This is a genomic window from Caballeronia sp. SL2Y3 (assembly GCF_022879575.1).
In the GTDB taxonomy this organism is placed as follows: Bacteria; Pseudomonadota; Gammaproteobacteria; order Burkholderiales; family Burkholderiaceae; genus Caballeronia.
Genome location: NZ_CP084260.1, coordinates 2,500,884 through 2,515,153 on the forward strand (window position 1 = coordinate 2,500,884; position 14,270 = coordinate 2,515,153).

Sequence of the window (14,270 nt, forward strand, 5' to 3'; positions counted from 1 at the left end):
ATCTTACCGTGATGAAACTTCCGAGCTCGCGGCTTCGGATTGCGATTGCGGCGCGGCGGACGCCGGCGCATTCTGAGCGGTCGGTGGCGCGGCCGGGTCGATTGGCGAAGCGCCCAGCGCCGCGCCGACCGACGCCCGCGTGCGCTCGAATTCCTTCTCGAAATCCAGCGTCCGGCGTGCGGTGGACATGGCCATCAGCACGCTCGCGCCGCCTTGCCCTGAATCTTTGAGCCAGAACCAGAGCCGGCGTTCACGGACATAGAACATCGAGAAGATGCCGACGACCAGCAGAAGGCTGCCAAGATACACCACTTTTTTACCCGGCGCGCGCGTCAACTGGAATACCGAGGCTTGCACCTGCTTGAACGAATCTAGTTGCAGGAAGACGGGAGAACCGTACAGAAAGCTGTCGGAAAGCGCGTTGATCGACGCCTGAACGAACGCCGTGCTCTTTTCGTCGACCTTCGCGTCGGGCAAAGCGTTCTGCTCGCGCGACATTTGCCAGACGTCCCACATCGCGCCTTCCAGCATGCGCATCAGAAGGCCGGCGGCTTTTTCCTGCTCGCCCTTCGGCACGGATTTGTCGATGAACGCGGCGATGCTCTGGAAACCGCCGTTTATCTGACCATTCGCGCTCGGCGCGCCGTTTGCGTCCGCGCCAGCGAACAGATTCAGCACGCGCAGCGCGCTTTCTTCGAGATGCTTCTGCAACTCGACGTTTTCTTGCGGCACCGAGCGCGATGCGAATCGGTGTGCGGCCGCAGCGCGCGTCGCGGGCGTTTGCAGCGCGGCCCGCAGGTCCATCCACTGCTTGACGGACCCTTGCTCGTCGGCGGGAATGCGCAGATAGCGGAACGGATCGTTCGGGCTCACACGCATGCCGGCGAGAAACATTCGCTGACCGCCGACATCCACCGGCAGCATGTAGTTGCTGTATTCGCGCGCCTGGCCGTCCGTGCCGCGCACCTTGTACTGCACCGACGGGCCGATATTGCGCAGATCAGTCGGCCGCGATGTCTTCGCGCCGGAACCCAGGCGCTCGTCGAACGCGTCGCGCAGCGTTTCCTTCTTGCCGACGCCGCGCGCGTCGGGCGCGCCGCTGCCGTCCGTCATGTTCTCGACGTTGATCGCGCGGAAATCCGTGAATTCGACCGTCTCGCCCTGCGCGCCGGCAAATTGCGACGCGACGGGCGCGGTGCCGCCGATCGTCCCGTTGAACGGCGCGGCCTTGGCGCTGCCGCCGGTCATCGGCCAGGCGGTCATTTCGAGCTTCGAGCCGCCGTCCTGAAAGCTCGATTGGTAAATCGACACGCCGTCATACGTGAACGGCTTGTTCACTTCGACGCGCGCCGGAATGCGCTTGCCCGTCTTGTGATCGATCACGACGATATCGCTCGCGAAGAGCTTCGGCATGCCGGTCGAGTAGTAATCGACGATGAACTTGTCGAGCTGAATGGAAAACGGCAGGTCCTGAATGATCGAGCCGTCCTGCTGATTCAGAATGGCGGTGCCGACGTACTGCCCTTCCGGCACCCACGCGTAGCCGCGAAACGTCGGATTCGACGTGGAAAGGCGATGCTCGGCGGGAATGTCGTTGATGACCGCGTTCGTGGCGACCGGCGTCTTGTTGAAGAGCCACATTTGCAGCTTGATCGGCAGATTGCTGTCGAGCAGCCCGCCGATGCAGATCACGACGATCGCCAGGTGCGCCGAGATATAGCCGAGCTTCGTGAGCGCTCCGCGCTTGCCGGCGATCAGCGTCGCGCCGGTGTCGGTCTCGCGCCGGACGAAGCGGTAGCCCATCTTCGTGCTGAGGCGTTCGAGCGTCGCGGCAGTTTGAGCGCGATCCGCGCCGACCACGAACTCGCCCTTGTGATGGAACGCGCGCAGGCTGCCTTCATGCACGCGATCCTTCCAGTTCTTGATATCCGCGATCATCTTCGGGCCATTGCGCACCACGCACAGCGACACCGAAATCACTAGGAACACGAGAATCAGCATGAACCACCACGCGCTGTACACGTTGTAGAGGCTCAGGCCGCGGAAGGTGTCCGCCCAGAACGGGCCGAACTGGTTGACGTAGTTGGGATAGGGGTCTTCCTGCGTCAGCACGGTGCCGATGATGCTCGCGATCGCCAGCACGACCAGCAAGGCGATGGCAAAGCGCATCGAACTCACGAGCTCGACGAAATGCTTCACGGCGCGACGGCTCGACTTCGACTGCAATCCCGATGTGGTGATGCTCATTCAAACTCCGGCTGACAGCAAAAAAGGGTGGAGACGTAAGCGGTCTGACCGACCGACGTCCCACCCTTTTCTTGTTTTCGCGCCTGCCTCTGTGGGCCGGCTTCGTGCGTAGTATGGGCGATTCCCCGCGTTCTTGCTCTTAGCCGGAAACCGCTGGACGCTCTCGTGCTGCGTTTAATGCAATCCGGCGACGTAATCCGCTACCGCTTTCATTTCCGCTTCGTTCAGGCGCGACGCGATGGCGTGCATCGGTTCGCTGTTGTTGCGCGTGCCTTGGGCGAAGGCATTGAGCTGCGCGACGGTGTAATCGCCCCACTGCCACGACAGCCGCGGATACTGCACCGGAATGCCCATGCCGGTCGCGCCGTGGCACGCCGCGCACGCCGGCACGCCCTTGTCGGCAATCCCGCCGCGATAGATCTTCTGGCCGAGCGCGACGTCGGTCTTGTCGCGGGCGTAGTTCGGCTTGGTCTGCTGAGACGCGAAGTACGCCGCCACGTTCACCATGTCCTGATCCGACAGCGCTCCGGCAATGCCCGTCATGATCGGATTGTTGCGCGCCGGCCCCTTTGCGCCCGGCTGCGTCTTGTAATCCTTCAGCTGCTTGACGATGTAGTCGGCGTGCTGCCCCGCGAGCTTGGGAAACGCGGCGCCGGCGCTGTTGCCGTCCGCCGCGTGACACGCCGCGCAAACCTGGGTCGCGATGGCCTGCCCTCTTGCCGCATCCGGCTTCGCCGGCTTGGCCGCCTCCGCCGCATTCACTGAAACCGATACCGCCAATCCACCGAGAGCCGCCGCTGCCTGAAGCACCACCAGAGACCTGTACAGTCGGTTCATTCGCGTACCCTGTTTTTCGTCTTGTGAGAATGTTAGGTTCTGCAAAAAACGACGGCAGCCGGACAGGGCCGCAAGTACCCGAACGAAAGGGCTCAAAAGATGCCCTGAAACTGTCTCGCTCCTTGCTGGGTGACGCCTGCAGCCTGGGTCTTGCGCCCGCGCGGGTCTTTAAAAATCCGTCGTATTGTACAATAACCCGCTACACGCAAAGACGCCAGTCGGGGCATGCCCAGTATCGCCGGGGTTCTCTAGGCTTCGAGTCGACGCCTCTCTCTCGCGCTCTTTCGCGCTCTTTTGTCCTCCCGCCAATGCCATTTCTGCTCCATCAAGCCCGCTTCTTCACCACGGTCAATCACCTGCGCGATCTGCCGCCGACGCCGCAGCCGGAAATCGCATTCGCGGGTCGCTCGAACGCCGGAAAGTCGACGGCGATCAACGTGCTCTGCAATCAGAAGCGCCTCGCGTTCGCCAGTAAGACGCCGGGGCGCACGCAGCACATCAACTACTTTTCGGTCGGGCCGGAAGCCGCGCCGGTCGGGCATCTCGTCGACTTGCCCGGCTATGGCTACGCCGAAGTGCCCGGCGCGGCGAAGGCGCACTGGCAGCAACTGCTCTCGAGTTACCTTCAGAGCCGCGCGCAACTGCGCGGCATGATCCTCATGATGGATTCGCGCCGTCCGCTGACGGAGCTCGACCGCATCATGGTCGACTGGTTCGCGCCGACCGGCAAGCCGATCCACGCGCTCCTCACGAAGTGCGACAAATTGACGCGACAAGAGATGACCAACGCGCTGCGCGCGACGCAGAAGTCGTTCGGCGAATACAAGGCGGCGGGTTATCGCGGAGAGTTGAGCGTGCAGCTGTTCTCGGCGCTCAAGCGCACGGGCCTCGACGAAGCGCACGAACTGATCGAAAGCTGGCTGCTGCCGGCCGAAGCGGCATCCGAAGACGCAGCCGAGTGATCTTCTAGTGGCAGCGGACCTGCGAGCGGGATAAAAAAACCCGCCGCATGACGGCGGGTGAACAGCCTTATCGAATAACGACAGGCACCCGCTCAGGGAGGAGAAGCGGGGAGCGCGGCGCGAGCGCCTTGCTCGCTGGCTATGATATACCATTGTCTCAAAACGCCTCCGAAACGCTCGCCGGCTTGTCCAGCATGGCTTTCAGCCATACAGCGCACGTTTTGGATCTCCTCCTGAAGCACGTCAATTCGAGTCGAGTCATGAGTTTTTATCCGCATCATCGCCCGCGCCGCATGCGCCGCGATGACTTCTCGCGCCGTCTGATGCGCGAGAACATTCTCACCACCAACGACCTCATTTATCCGGTGTTCATCGTCGAAGGCGCGAACGTGCGTCAGGCGGTGCCGTCGATGCCGGGCGTCGAGCGCACGTCCGTCGATCTGCTGATGAAGGTCGCGGAGCAATGCGTCGAGCTGGGCGTGCCGGTGATTTCGCTTTTCCCGGCGATCGAGCCGTCGCTCAAGACGCCCGATGGCCGCGAGGCGACCAATCCCGATGGTCTGATTCCGCGCGCGGTGCGCGAACTGAAGAAGAACTTCCCGATGCTCGGCGTGCTGACCGACGTCGCGCTCGATCCGTACACGAGCCACGGTCAGGACGGCGTGCTCGACGAAGAAGGCTACGTCAAGAACGACGAAACCAGCGAGATCCTCGTCGATCAGGCGCGCACGCAGGCGGAAGCGGGCGTGGATATCGTCGCGCCGTCGGACATGATGGACGGGCGTATCGGCGCGATCCGCGAAATGCTGGAAAGCGACGGCCACATCCACACGCGCATCATGGCGTATGCCGCGAAGTACGCGTCCGCGTTCTACGGCCCGTTCCGCGACGCGGTCGGTTCGGCCGCCAATCTCGGCAAGGGCAACAAGATGACGTATCAGATGGACCCGTCGAACTCGGACGAAGCCATGCGCGAAGTGCGCATGGATATCGAGGAAGGCGCGGACATGGTGATGGTCAAGCCCGGCATGCCGTATCTCGATATCGTCTGGCGCGTGAAGGACGAGTTCCGCTTCCCGACGTATGCGTATCAGGTCAGCGGCGAGTACGCGATGATCAAGGCCGCCACGCAGAACGGCTGGCTCGATCACGACAAGGCAGTGATGGAATCGCTGCTCGCGTTCAAGCGCGCGGGCGCGGACGGCGTGCTGACGTACTTCGCGCTGGACGCTGCGCGGATTCTGCGCGCGTCGAAGTAAGCTTCGCGATCACGCGAAACAAAGGGCGATGCGTTCAGGCATCGCCTTTTGCTTTTAGCCGTTCGAAGACCCGAGCTTGTCGAGGCGCTTCAGGAACGTGTCCGCCGATTCATAGCCGACGACCCGCAAAACTTCGTTGCCCTCTGCGTCGAAGAAAATGATGCCCGGCGGCCCGAAGAGCTTGAAACGCTTCAGCAGCGCCTGATCGTCCGCATTGTTCGCGGTGACGTCGGCGCGCAGCAGGTTCAGTTGGGCGAGCCGCGCCTGAACGCGGGCATCGGAGAAGGTCAGGTTCTCCATCTCCTTGCAGGAGACGCACCAGTCGGCGTAGAAGTCCAGCATCGCCGGGCGGGCGGCGGCTTTGACAGCCGAGTCCAGTTCCGTCGAGGATCGCACTGGCGCAAAAGTCGGCGCTTGCTTCCGCGCGGCGGCAGTCGCGGTCGGATCGGCGCGCGATGCCAGGACGGCGAGCGGCCGCAGCGGATCGGTCGAGCCTGCCGCGAGACCGACGATAAGCGCGGCTGCCCAAATGACGCATACCGCGCCGAGCCCGCGCCCGAGGCGCTTCCACACGGTTGCCGGCCCAGCCGTGACCGCGCCGAACACGCCGAGCGACGCTGCCGCGATCAAGAGCCACAGCGCGCCGAGCAGCATACGGGCAACGCCGCCGATCACCGGCCACACGATCCACAGTGCCGCCGCTAGCAGGATGACGCCGAAGAAGACCTTCACGGCATCCATCCAAGCGCCCGCTCGCGGCAGAATCGAACCGGCGCCGAGCCCGATGACCAGCAGCGGCACGCCAAGACCGATGCCCATTGCGAACAGCGCCGCACCGCCGAGCAGCGCGTTGCCCGTATGCGCGATGAACGCCAGCACCGCGAAAAGCGGCGCGGTCATGCACGCGCCGACGACTAGCGCCGACAACGCGCCCATGACGGCGACCGCGGCGAATTTCCCCCCGCTGCGCTTCTGCGATGCCTCGTTCACGCTGCTCTGCCACCGCTCGGGCAGCGCAATATCGACGCCCGAGATCAGCGTGACCGCGAAGGCGGTCAGCAAGACGCCGAACGCGCCGAGCACCCACGGGTTCTGGAGCCACGCGCCGAGACTCTGGCCGATCAGCGCCGCCGCCACGCCGAGGGCCGTGTACACGAGCGCCATGCCCACGACATAGGAGACGGACAGCGCGAAGCCGCGCGCCCGCGTCACGCGCGCGCCTTCGCCGACGATGATGGCGGAGAGAATCGGAATCATCGGGTACGAGCACGGCAGCAAACTCAGCACCATGCCCGCGAGAAAGTACAGACCGACGACGGCGAAGAATCCGCCGCCTTCGAGCATCGACTGCGCATAGTCAGCGCTCGTCGCGCGCTCGAAGAAGGATTGCGATGCATCCGTCGCGGACGGAGCCGGCGTCCGAGCGCCCGCCGGTTGCAGCGCGGCATCTTTTACGCGATACGTGCGCTCCATCGGCGGGTAACAGATGCCCTGATCGGCGCAACCTTGCGAGGTCACAGCCAGTTCAAACGGGCCCTTCGCCTGCGCGACGGGAATGCGGATCAGCAACTCGCCTCGATACGTCTCGACGTCCTTGTTGAACGTCTGATCGAAGTGGACCTTGCCGGCCGGCAATTGCGCGGCGCCGATGGTCGCCTCACCGCTCTTGACCGCGAAAGCGAAGCGCTCGCGGTACATGTAGTAGCCGTCCGCGATCTTGTACCGCACGTCGACTTCGCCCGGCTGCTCGGACGCGCTGAACTTGAACGCCACAGCCGGGTCGAGGAAATCGTCGGCAGCGCGCGCCACGCCCATCGCACCGCAGAATACGGCCAGCAACAGCCAGGCGCCCCACGCGCGACGCCAGAAAAATCGAGAAATCTCAAACATGAATTCGACGCTGCGTTTCTGCGTTGACCCACTGGCCGTAGCCGGACGACGCCTCCGCCTGCCAGACAAGGATCTCGGGCGTTTCATACGGATGCCGCTGCGCGACGAACTGCTGAAGCTCATCTACCCGCGCGACGCTCGTTTTGATCAGCACCTGCACTTCCTGCGACGACTCCACCGCGCCCTTCCAGTGATAGTGCGACTCGACCGCGCCGAGCTTGGTCACGCACGCGGCGAGGCGCGCTTCGAGAATGCCCTGAGCGAGCGCGTTCGCCGATTCGGCATCGGGCAGCGTGGTCAGCATCAGGACGACGGGAACGTTCACTCGCGGCTCCGGGAAAGCAGGTAACGACCAATATCGTAGCATTCGCCGACTGCGCCGCATCGCTACAGAACCGGCCTACGGAAAAGTGCCGCCCGAAACAAAAAAGGCCAAGCTGAGCTTGGCCTTCTTGCTGACTGCTACCGAAACTTATTCAGCTTCCTGAACTTCTTCGGTTTCTTCGACTTCCGGGCGATCCATCAACTGGACCAGCGCCATCGGGGCGTTGTCGCCGACGCGGAAGCCGAACTTCAGGATGCTCAGGTAGCCACCCGGACGGTTCGCGTAGCGCGGGCCGAGCACGTCGAACAGCTTCGCGACGGAATCACGGTCGCGCAGGCGGTTGAACGCCAGACGGCGATTTGCCAGCGACGGCTTCTTGCCGAGCGTGATCAGCGGCTCGACGACCTTGCGCAGTTCCTTGGCCTTCGGCAGCGTCGTCTTGATGACTTCGTGCTCGATCAGCGAGTTCGACATATTTCGGAGCATTGCCAGACGGTGGCTGCTCGTGCGGTTCAGTTTCCGCAGACCATGCTTGTGACGCATTTTCAGTTCCTTTAACGAGTTTTGATCCAGCTCTTCTATTGCGCTCCGTTTTCACGGAAATGGCGCACGGGCCGGTCGAAGAAAAAAGCAAGACGCGGATTCTAAAGCAAAATCCGCGTCTTTGCCAGTTACAGCGCGACGTCCGCGATGACTTGCAGACTTACTTGTCCAACCCGGCCGGCGGCCAGTTTTCGAGCTTCATACCGAGCGTCAGGCCACGCGAAGCCAGCACTTCCTTGATTTCGTTCAGCGACTTGCGGCCCAAGTTCGGCGTCTTCAGCAGCTCGTTTTCCGTGCGCTGGATCAGATCGCCGATGTAGTAGATGTTCTCGGCCTTCAGGCAGTTCGCCGAGCGAACCGTGAGTTCGAGGTCGTCCACCGGACGCAGCAGGATCGGATCGATCTGCGGCGCACGCGACGGCGCTTCCGCTGCCGCTTCCGTGCCTTCCAGCGCTGCGAACACCGACAACTGATCCACCAGAATGCGCGCCGATTGACGGATCGCTTCTTCCGGCGAAATGACACCGTTGGTTTCGATGTTCATCACGAGCTTGTCGAGGTCGGTACGCTGTTCGACACGCGCGCTTTCCACGGCGTAGCTCACGCGACGCACCGGCGAGAACGATGCATCCAGCACGATGCGGCCGATGATCTTCGCCGAATCTTCGCCGTAGCGACGCACGTTGCCCGGCACGTAGCCGCGGCCCTTCTCGATCTTGATCTGGACGTCGAGCTTGCCGCCCTTCGAAAGATGAGCGATCACGTGTTCCGGATTGATGACCTCGCAGTCGTGCGCGAGTTCGATATCGCCGGCAGTGACCACGCCTTCGCCTTCCTTGCGCAGCGTAACCGTGACTTCGTCGCGGTTATGCAGCTTGAAGACGACGCCCTTCAGGTTCAACAGCAGGTTGACCACATCCTCTTGCACACCATCGAGCGTCGAGTATTCGTGCACGACGCCTGCGATCGTCACTTCGGTCGGCGCGTAGCCCACCATCGACGACAGCAGCACGCGCCGAAGCGCGTTACCCAAGGTGTGGCCATAGCCGCGTTCGAACGGCTCCATAACCACTTTCGCGTGGCTTTCGCCAAGCGATTCGACTGCAATGATCTTGGGCTTCAACAAACTGGTTTGCATAGGTTTTCCTTTTCAATACCCTCGGCTCGTTACACCGATAAGGCTGACCGGTAACAACCTGAAAATACACAGCCGGGGATGCCCCTTTGCCACGAGCAATCAGGCTCCCCGGCTGCAGATCCGGTTACTGCGCGAAGGCCGCGCGATTAACGCGAATACAATTCGACGATCAGGCTTTCGTTGATGTCGCCAGCGATATCGCTACGCTCCGGCATCGACTTGAACGTACCTTCGAACTTCTTCGCATCGACCGACACCCAGCTCGGCATGCCGCCCTGCTCTGCCAGCGACAGCGCTTCGACGATACGCGCCTGCTTGCGCGACTGTTCACGCACGGAGACGACATCGCCTGCCTTCACTTGCAGCGACGGGATGTTGGCGACCTGGCCGTTCACCATGATCGACTTATGGCTCACGAGCTGACGCGCTTCTGCGCGGGTCGAGCCGAAGCCCATGCGATACACGACGTTGTCGAGACGCGATTCGAGCAGTTGCAGCAGGTTTTCGCCCGTCGGGCCCTTGCGGCGGTCGGCTTCAGCGAAGTAACGGCGGAACTGACGCTCGAGGACGCCGTAGATACGCTTCACTTTCTGCTTTTCGCGCAACTGGGTGCCGTAGTCGGACGTACGGGCGCCCGACGTGCGGCCGTGCTGGCCGGGCTTGCTGTCGAGCTTGCACTTGTCGGCGAGCGAGCGACGCGCGCTCTTCAGGAACAGATCGGTGCCTTCACGGCGGGACAGCTTGGCTTTGGGACCGGTATAGCGTGCCACGTTGAATCCTTAAAAATTAATCACGCGAACTTCCGTCCGCGCTAGTCCGAACCCTTTGGGCCGAACGGTGGGCTTAGTCAATTCATGACGCACGAATCCCGCCGATACTTTCGCATCAGCAGGAGCATGCGTTTGCGTCATCGCGTTAGATGCGACGGCGCTTCGGCGGACGGCAACCGTTGTGCGGGACCGGCGTCACGTCGGAGATCGCGGTGATCTTGATGCCAAGACCATGCAGCGCGCGCACCGCCGATTCACGGCCAGGACCGGGGCCCTTGATCCGCACTTCGAGGTTCTTCACGCCGTATTCCATCGCCACGCGGCCAGCCGATTCGGCTGCGACCTGAGCTGCAAACGGCGTCGACTTACGCGAGCCCTTGAAACCCTGACCGCCCGACGTCGCCCACGCGAGAGCGTTACCTTGACGATCGGTGATCGTGATGATGGTGTTGTTGAACGACGCGTGAACGTGAACCACGCCCTCGGCGACGTTCTTCTTAACCTTCTTGCGAACGCGTTGCGCCGCGGAGTTGTTCGAAGCCTTAGCCATTACGTTTTCCTGTAACTGTCAGTTCCGCTTACTTCTTCAGCGATTGCGCTGCACGACGCGGACCCTTGCGCGTACGGGCATTCGTGCGGGTGCGCTGGCCACGCAGGGGCAGGCCCTTGCGGTGACGCATGCCGCGGTAGCAACCCAAGTCCATCAGGCGCTTGATGTTCATCGTCACTTCACGGCGCAGGTCGCCTTCGACGATGAACTTGCCCACTTCGTCACGCAGCTTTTCGAGGTCTGCGTCAGTGAGGTCCTTGACCTTCTTCGAAAATTCCACACCAGCTGCGGTGCAAATGCCGCGAGCGCGCGTGCGACCGATGCCGAAGATTGCCGTCAGGCCGATCTCGGTATGCTGGTGATTCGGGATGTTAACCCCTGCGATACGAGCCATTGTTTTTCCTCAAACAAAAAGCGCAAGCAAAAGCGCGGCGTTCAGCCTTGACGCTGTTTGTGGCGCGGATCAGAGCTGCAAATCACGCGCACAACGCCCTTGCGCTTGATGATCTTGCAATTGCGGCAAATGCGCTTAACAGATGCCATCACTTTCATGATATTACCCTTTTTTCAAATCACTTCGCCCGGAACACGATCCGTGCACGAGACAGATCGTAAGGCGTCAATTCAACCGTAACCTTGTCGCCTGGCAGGATGCGGATGTAGTGCATCCGCATCTTTCCAGAAATGTGTCCCAGGACGACATGGCCATTTTCCAATTTCACCCGGAAAGTAGCGTTGGGCAGGTTTTCGATCACCTCGCCCTGCATCTGGATTACATCGTCTTTGGCCATAGTCCTTAATTAACGCATCGGGACATTGCCGCCCTTGAAGTTTGCCTTCTTGAGCAGCGATTCATATTGTTGCGACATAACGTACGACTGCACCTGAGCCATGAAGTCCATCGTGACGACGACAATGATCAGCAGCGACGTTCCACCAAAATAAAACGGCACGTTCCAGCGCAACACCAAGAACTCAGGCAACAGGCACACGAACACAATGTAGATCGCACCGGCCAGCGTCAAACGCGTGAGGATGCGGTCGATATACCGTGCAGTCTGATCGCCCGGACGGATACCCGGAACGAATGCACCGCTCTTCTTCAAGTTGTCGGCGGTTTCCCGGCTGTTGAACACCAGTGCGGTGTAAAAGAAGCAGAAGAAAACAATCGCCAACGCATACAGCAGCACGTACACCGGTTGACCGGGCTTAAGGGCCTCGGCCACGCCGTGCAGCGTGTTCGCGAACCAGTTGGTGCGCGTACCCGAACTGAACCAGTTCAGGATGGTTGCCGGGAAGAGGATGATCGACGACGCGAAGATCGGCGGAATCACACCCGACATGTTGAGCTTCAGCGGCAGATGGGACGACTGTCCGCCGTAAATCTTGTTACCGACCTGGCGCTTCGCGTAGTTCACGAGGATCTTGCGCTGACCGCGTTCGATGAACACGACCAGATACGTGACCGCCGCAATCAGCACGACGATGATGATCGCCGAAATGATGCTCATCGAACCGGTGCGGACCAGCTCGAACAGACCGCCGATCGCGTTCGGGAAACCCGCCGCGATACCACCGAAGATGATGATCGAGATACCGTTGCCGAGACCGCGCTCCGTGATCTGCTCACCCAGCCACATCAGGAACATCGTGCCCGTCACCAGCGTGACGACCGTCGTCAGGCGGAAGACCATGCCGGGGTCCAGCACCAAAGCGGGCTGATTCTCCAGCGCCACCGCAATACCGAACGCCTGGAAGGTCGCGAGCACCACGGTGAAGATACGCGTGTACTGCGTGATCTTCCGCTGCCCCGCCTGCCCTTCCTTCTTCAACGCCTCCATCTGCGGCGACACGATCGACAGCAACTGCATGATGATCGACGCCGAAATGTAGGGCATGATGCCCAGCGCAAAGATCGTGAATCGCGACAGCGCGCCACCCGAGAACATGTTGAACATGCCAAGGATGCCGCCCGACTGGCTCTGGAACAGCTTGGCCAGTTGATCCGGATCGATGCCGGGAACCGGAATGTGCGCACCAATGCGGTAGACGATCAGCGCCAGCAGCAGGAACACTGCACGCCGACGCAGATCGCCGAATTTCGCCGCGCTTCGACCGGGTTTTGCGAGACTCGGGCTGTTAGCCAAGAACCTTCTCCGATGCTAGTGCTAGTAACGGCGAAAGCGCGTTACTCGGCGAACGAGCCGCCAGCGGCTTCGATTGCCTCACGGGCGCCCTTCGTTGCCGTCAGGCCCTTCACCGTGACCTTGCGGCTGATCTCGCCGGTCTTGATGATCTTCGCGCTCTTGATGAGCTCGCCGACCAGACCCGCTTGCTTCAGCGCCAAGAGATCGATTTCGTCGACCGGCAGCTTCTCGAGGTCCGAGAGGCGCACTTCACCGACGAATTCCTTCGTCAGCGAGGTGAAGCCGCGCTTCGGCAGACGACGCTGCAGAGGCATCTGACCGCCTTCGAAGCCGACCTTGTGAAAGCCGCCCGAACGCGATTTCTGACCCTTGTGGCCGCGGCCCGCGGTCTTGCCGAGGCCCGAACCGATCCCGCGACCGACGCGACGCTTTGCATGCTTCGCGCCTTCCGCCGGCTTCAGGTTATTCAATTCCATGTTCAACTCCTTGGATCCGTGGTCGGCCGCTTAGGCGATGACCTTAACGAGGTACGAGACCTTGTTGATCATCCCGCGCACTGCCGGCGTGTCCTGCAGCTCGGAGACCGAGTTCAGGCGACGCAGGCCGAGGCCACGCACCGTTGCGCGGTGCGATTCGCGGGTCCCGATCAGGCTCTTGACGAGCTGAACCTTGACAGTTTTTTCAGACATGGTGCCCACCTTAGCCCAGAATGTCTTCGACGGACTTACCACGCTTCGCCGCGATGTCGGCCGGAGTCGACTGCTTGCGCAGACCATCCAGCGTCGCACGGACGAGGTTGTACGGGTTCGTCGAACCGTGGCTCTTGGCCACAACGTTTTGCACGCCCATCACGTCGAACACTGCGCGCATCGGACCGCCGGCGATCACGCCGGTACCGTCCTTCGCCGGAGCGAGGAGGACCGCCGAAGCGCCATGCTTGCCGTGAACTTCGTGTTGCAACGTGCCATTCTTCAGGGGCACCTTGAACATGTTGCGGCGGGCTTGTTCCATTGCCTTTTGCACGGCAACCGGAACTTCCTTCGCCTTGCCCTTGCCCATGCCGACGCGGCCATCGCCGTCGCCAACCACGGTCAGTGCGGCGAAGCCGAGAATACGGCCACCCTTCACGACCTTGGTCACGCGGTTGACCGAAATCATCTTTTCGCGCAGGCCGTCGTCGCGTTCGTCAGCCTGAACTTTCGCTTGCATCTTTGCCATGACGAATTCTTCCCTTAGAACTTGAGCCCGGCTTCGCGCGCCGCATCAGCCAGCGCCTTCACGCGGCCGTGGTAGCGGAAACCCGAGCGGTCAAAGGCGACGGATTCGATGCCGGCAGCCTTGGCCTTTTCGGCAATACGCTTGCCGATCAGGGTTGCAGCGTTGATGTTGCCGCCCTTGCCCGACTTGTCGGCCAGCTCTGCGCGCACTTCGGCTTCGAGCGTCGAAGCGCTGGCGAGCACCTTGGTGCCGCACGCCGAGAACACTTGCGCGTAGATGTGCGTATTCGTGCGATGCACGGCGAGACGCGCGACCTGCAGCTCAGCGATCTTGATACGCGTCTGACGAGCGCGGCGCAGGCGAGATTGAGTCTTATCCATGATT

18 protein-coding genes are annotated in these 14,270 nt (G+C 61.7%); 2 read left to right on the forward strand and 16 right to left on the reverse strand.

Going from position 1 to position 14,270, the window contains the following annotated elements; translation table 11 throughout:
- Window positions 1-3: 3 nt before the first annotated feature.
- Both LDZ26_RS11795 and LDZ26_RS11800 read right to left on the reverse strand, forming a co-directional pair.
- Entirely contained in the window at window positions 4-2,247 is a 2,244-nt protein-coding gene (locus LDZ26_RS11795; RefSeq protein ID WP_244847385.1) for a cytochrome c biogenesis protein ResB, read from the reverse strand.
- 174 nt (window positions 2,248-2,421) lie between these two features.
- The gene (locus tag LDZ26_RS11800; RefSeq protein ID WP_244847386.1) at window positions 2,422-3,084 is read right to left on the reverse strand and encodes a cytochrome c; all 663 of its coding nucleotides are present in this window, start codon (window positions 3,082-3,084) and stop codon (window positions 2,422-2,424) included.
- Between the two features lie 308 nt (window positions 3,085-3,392).
- Here LDZ26_RS11800 and yihA point away from each other — a divergent pair, with 308 nt between their 5' ends.
- On the forward strand, window positions 3,393-4,046 hold the full coding sequence (yihA, locus tag LDZ26_RS11805; RefSeq protein WP_244847387.1) for a ribosome biogenesis GTP-binding protein YihA/YsxC: 654 nt from the start codon (window positions 3,393-3,395) through the stop codon (window positions 4,044-4,046).
- A gap of 260 nt (window positions 4,047-4,306) precedes the next feature.
- Window positions 4,307-5,305, forward strand: coding sequence for a porphobilinogen synthase (gene hemB / locus LDZ26_RS11810; RefSeq protein WP_244847388.1), 999 nt, complete (start codon window positions 4,307-4,309; stop codon window positions 5,303-5,305).
- Window positions 5,306-5,359: 54 nt separating this feature from the next.
- Here hemB and dsbD read toward each other — a convergent pair whose 3' ends face one another.
- The 14 genes from dsbD to rplR form a co-directional block, all read right to left on the reverse strand.
- Window positions 5,360-7,195 (reverse strand): protein-disulfide reductase DsbD, encoded by a 1,836-nt coding sequence (gene dsbD, locus LDZ26_RS11815; protein ID WP_244847389.1) that lies wholly within the window; start codon window positions 7,193-7,195, stop codon window positions 5,360-5,362.
- Window positions 7,188-7,499: a divalent-cation tolerance protein CutA gene (gene cutA / locus LDZ26_RS11820; RefSeq protein WP_244849168.1), complete on the reverse strand. Its 312-nt coding sequence runs from the start codon at window positions 7,497-7,499 to the stop codon at window positions 7,188-7,190. Before cutA ends, dsbD begins: the two co-directional genes overlap by 8 nt.
- 168 nt (window positions 7,500-7,667) lie before the next feature.
- The gene (gene rplQ, locus LDZ26_RS11825) at window positions 7,668-8,063 is read right to left on the reverse strand and encodes a 50S ribosomal protein L17 (protein ID WP_008344047.1); all 396 of its coding nucleotides are present in this window, start codon (window positions 8,061-8,063) and stop codon (window positions 7,668-7,670) included.
- 160 nt (window positions 8,064-8,223) lie between these two features.
- Window positions 8,224-9,201, reverse strand: a complete 978-nt coding sequence (gene rpoA, locus LDZ26_RS11830; RefSeq protein ID WP_159837170.1) for a DNA-directed RNA polymerase subunit alpha — start codon at window positions 9,199-9,201, stop codon at window positions 8,224-8,226.
- Between the two features lie 146 nt (window positions 9,202-9,347).
- Window positions 9,348-9,971, reverse strand: coding sequence for a 30S ribosomal protein S4 (rpsD, locus tag LDZ26_RS11835; protein ID WP_159837171.1), 624 nt, complete (start codon window positions 9,969-9,971; stop codon window positions 9,348-9,350).
- Window positions 9,972-10,116: 145 nt separating this feature from the next.
- Entirely contained in the window at window positions 10,117-10,521 is a 405-nt protein-coding gene (gene rpsK / locus LDZ26_RS11840; protein WP_006052224.1) for a 30S ribosomal protein S11, read from the reverse strand.
- Window positions 10,522-10,549: 28 nt separating this feature from the next.
- Complete coding sequence (rpsM, locus tag LDZ26_RS11845; protein ID WP_175946456.1) at window positions 10,550-10,915, reverse strand: 30S ribosomal protein S13; 366 nt, start codon at window positions 10,913-10,915, stop codon at window positions 10,550-10,552.
- A gap of 41 nt (window positions 10,916-10,956) precedes the next feature.
- Complete coding sequence (gene rpmJ, locus LDZ26_RS11850; RefSeq protein ID WP_004199844.1) at window positions 10,957-11,073, reverse strand: 50S ribosomal protein L36; 117 nt, start codon at window positions 11,071-11,073, stop codon at window positions 10,957-10,959.
- Window positions 11,074-11,093: 20 nt separating this feature from the next.
- On the reverse strand, window positions 11,094-11,312 hold the full coding sequence (gene infA, locus LDZ26_RS11855; protein WP_004521905.1) for a translation initiation factor IF-1: 219 nt from the start codon (window positions 11,310-11,312) through the stop codon (window positions 11,094-11,096).
- 9 nt (window positions 11,313-11,321) lie between these two features.
- Window positions 11,322-12,668, reverse strand: a complete 1,347-nt coding sequence (gene secY / locus LDZ26_RS11860) for a preprotein translocase subunit SecY (RefSeq protein WP_175946454.1) — start codon at window positions 12,666-12,668, stop codon at window positions 11,322-11,324.
- A gap of 41 nt (window positions 12,669-12,709) precedes the next feature.
- Window positions 12,710-13,144 (reverse strand): 50S ribosomal protein L15, encoded by a 435-nt coding sequence (rplO, locus tag LDZ26_RS11865; RefSeq protein WP_175946452.1) that lies wholly within the window; start codon window positions 13,142-13,144, stop codon window positions 12,710-12,712.
- A 30-nt stretch (window positions 13,145-13,174) separates the two neighbouring features.
- Window positions 13,175-13,357 carry a 50S ribosomal protein L30 gene (gene rpmD, locus LDZ26_RS11870; RefSeq protein WP_006400644.1) on the reverse strand — a complete coding sequence of 61 codons (183 nt, stop codon included), beginning with the start codon at window positions 13,355-13,357 and terminating at the stop codon, window positions 13,175-13,177.
- A gap of 10 nt (window positions 13,358-13,367) precedes the next feature.
- Window positions 13,368-13,886: a 30S ribosomal protein S5 gene (rpsE, locus tag LDZ26_RS11875; protein WP_061170928.1), complete on the reverse strand. Its 519-nt coding sequence runs from the start codon at window positions 13,884-13,886 to the stop codon at window positions 13,368-13,370.
- A 14-nt stretch (window positions 13,887-13,900) separates the two neighbouring features.
- Window positions 13,901-14,266: a 50S ribosomal protein L18 gene (rplR, locus tag LDZ26_RS11880; RefSeq protein WP_035967614.1), complete on the reverse strand. Its 366-nt coding sequence runs from the start codon at window positions 14,264-14,266 to the stop codon at window positions 13,901-13,903.
- Window positions 14,267-14,270: the final 4 nt, after the last annotated feature.

Coding starts and splice junctions, on each gene's coding strand:
- LDZ26_RS11795 (WP_244847385.1), bottom strand. CDS start 2,247: ATGAGCATCACCACATCGGGATTGCAGTCGAAGTCGAGCCGTCGCGCC.
- LDZ26_RS11800 (WP_244847386.1), bottom strand. CDS start 3,084: ATGAACCGACTGTACAGGTCTCTGGTGGTGCTTCAGGCAGCGGCGGCT.
- yihA (WP_244847387.1), top strand. CDS start 3,393: ATGCCATTTCTGCTCCATCAAGCCCGCTTCTTCACCACGGTCAATCAC.
- hemB (WP_244847388.1), top strand. CDS start 4,307: ATGAGTTTTTATCCGCATCATCGCCCGCGCCGCATGCGCCGCGATGAC.
- dsbD (WP_244847389.1), bottom strand. CDS start 7,195: ATGTTTGAGATTTCTCGATTTTTCTGGCGTCGCGCGTGGGGCGCCTGG.
- cutA (WP_244849168.1), bottom strand. CDS start 7,499: ATGCTGACCACGCTGCCCGATGCCGAATCGGCGAACGCGCTCGCTCAG.
- rplQ (WP_008344047.1), bottom strand. CDS start 8,063: ATGCGTCACAAGCATGGTCTGCGGAAACTGAACCGCACGAGCAGCCAC.
- rpoA (WP_159837170.1), bottom strand. CDS start 9,201: ATGCAAACCAGTTTGTTGAAGCCCAAGATCATTGCAGTCGAATCGCTT.
- rpsK (WP_006052224.1), bottom strand. CDS start 10,521: ATGGCTAAGGCTTCGAACAACTCCGCGGCGCAACGCGTTCGCAAGAAG.
- rpsM (WP_175946456.1), bottom strand. CDS start 10,915: ATGGCTCGTATCGCAGGGGTTAACATCCCGAATCACCAGCATACCGAG.
- rpmJ (WP_004199844.1), bottom strand. CDS start 11,073: ATGAAAGTGATGGCATCTGTTAAGCGCATTTGCCGCAATTGCAAGATC.
- infA (WP_004521905.1), bottom strand. CDS start 11,312: ATGGCCAAAGACGATGTAATCCAGATGCAGGGCGAGGTGATCGAAAAC.
- rplO (WP_175946452.1), bottom strand. CDS start 13,144: ATGGAATTGAATAACCTGAAGCCGGCGGAAGGCGCGAAGCATGCAAAG.
- rpmD (WP_006400644.1), bottom strand. CDS start 13,357: ATGTCTGAAAAAACTGTCAAGGTTCAGCTCGTCAAGAGCCTGATCGGG.
- rpsE (WP_061170928.1), bottom strand. CDS start 13,886: ATGGCAAAGATGCAAGCGAAAGTTCAGGCTGACGAACGCGACGACGGC.
- rplR (WP_035967614.1), bottom strand. CDS start 14,266: ATGGATAAGACTCAATCTCGCCTGCGCCGCGCTCGTCAGACGCGTATC.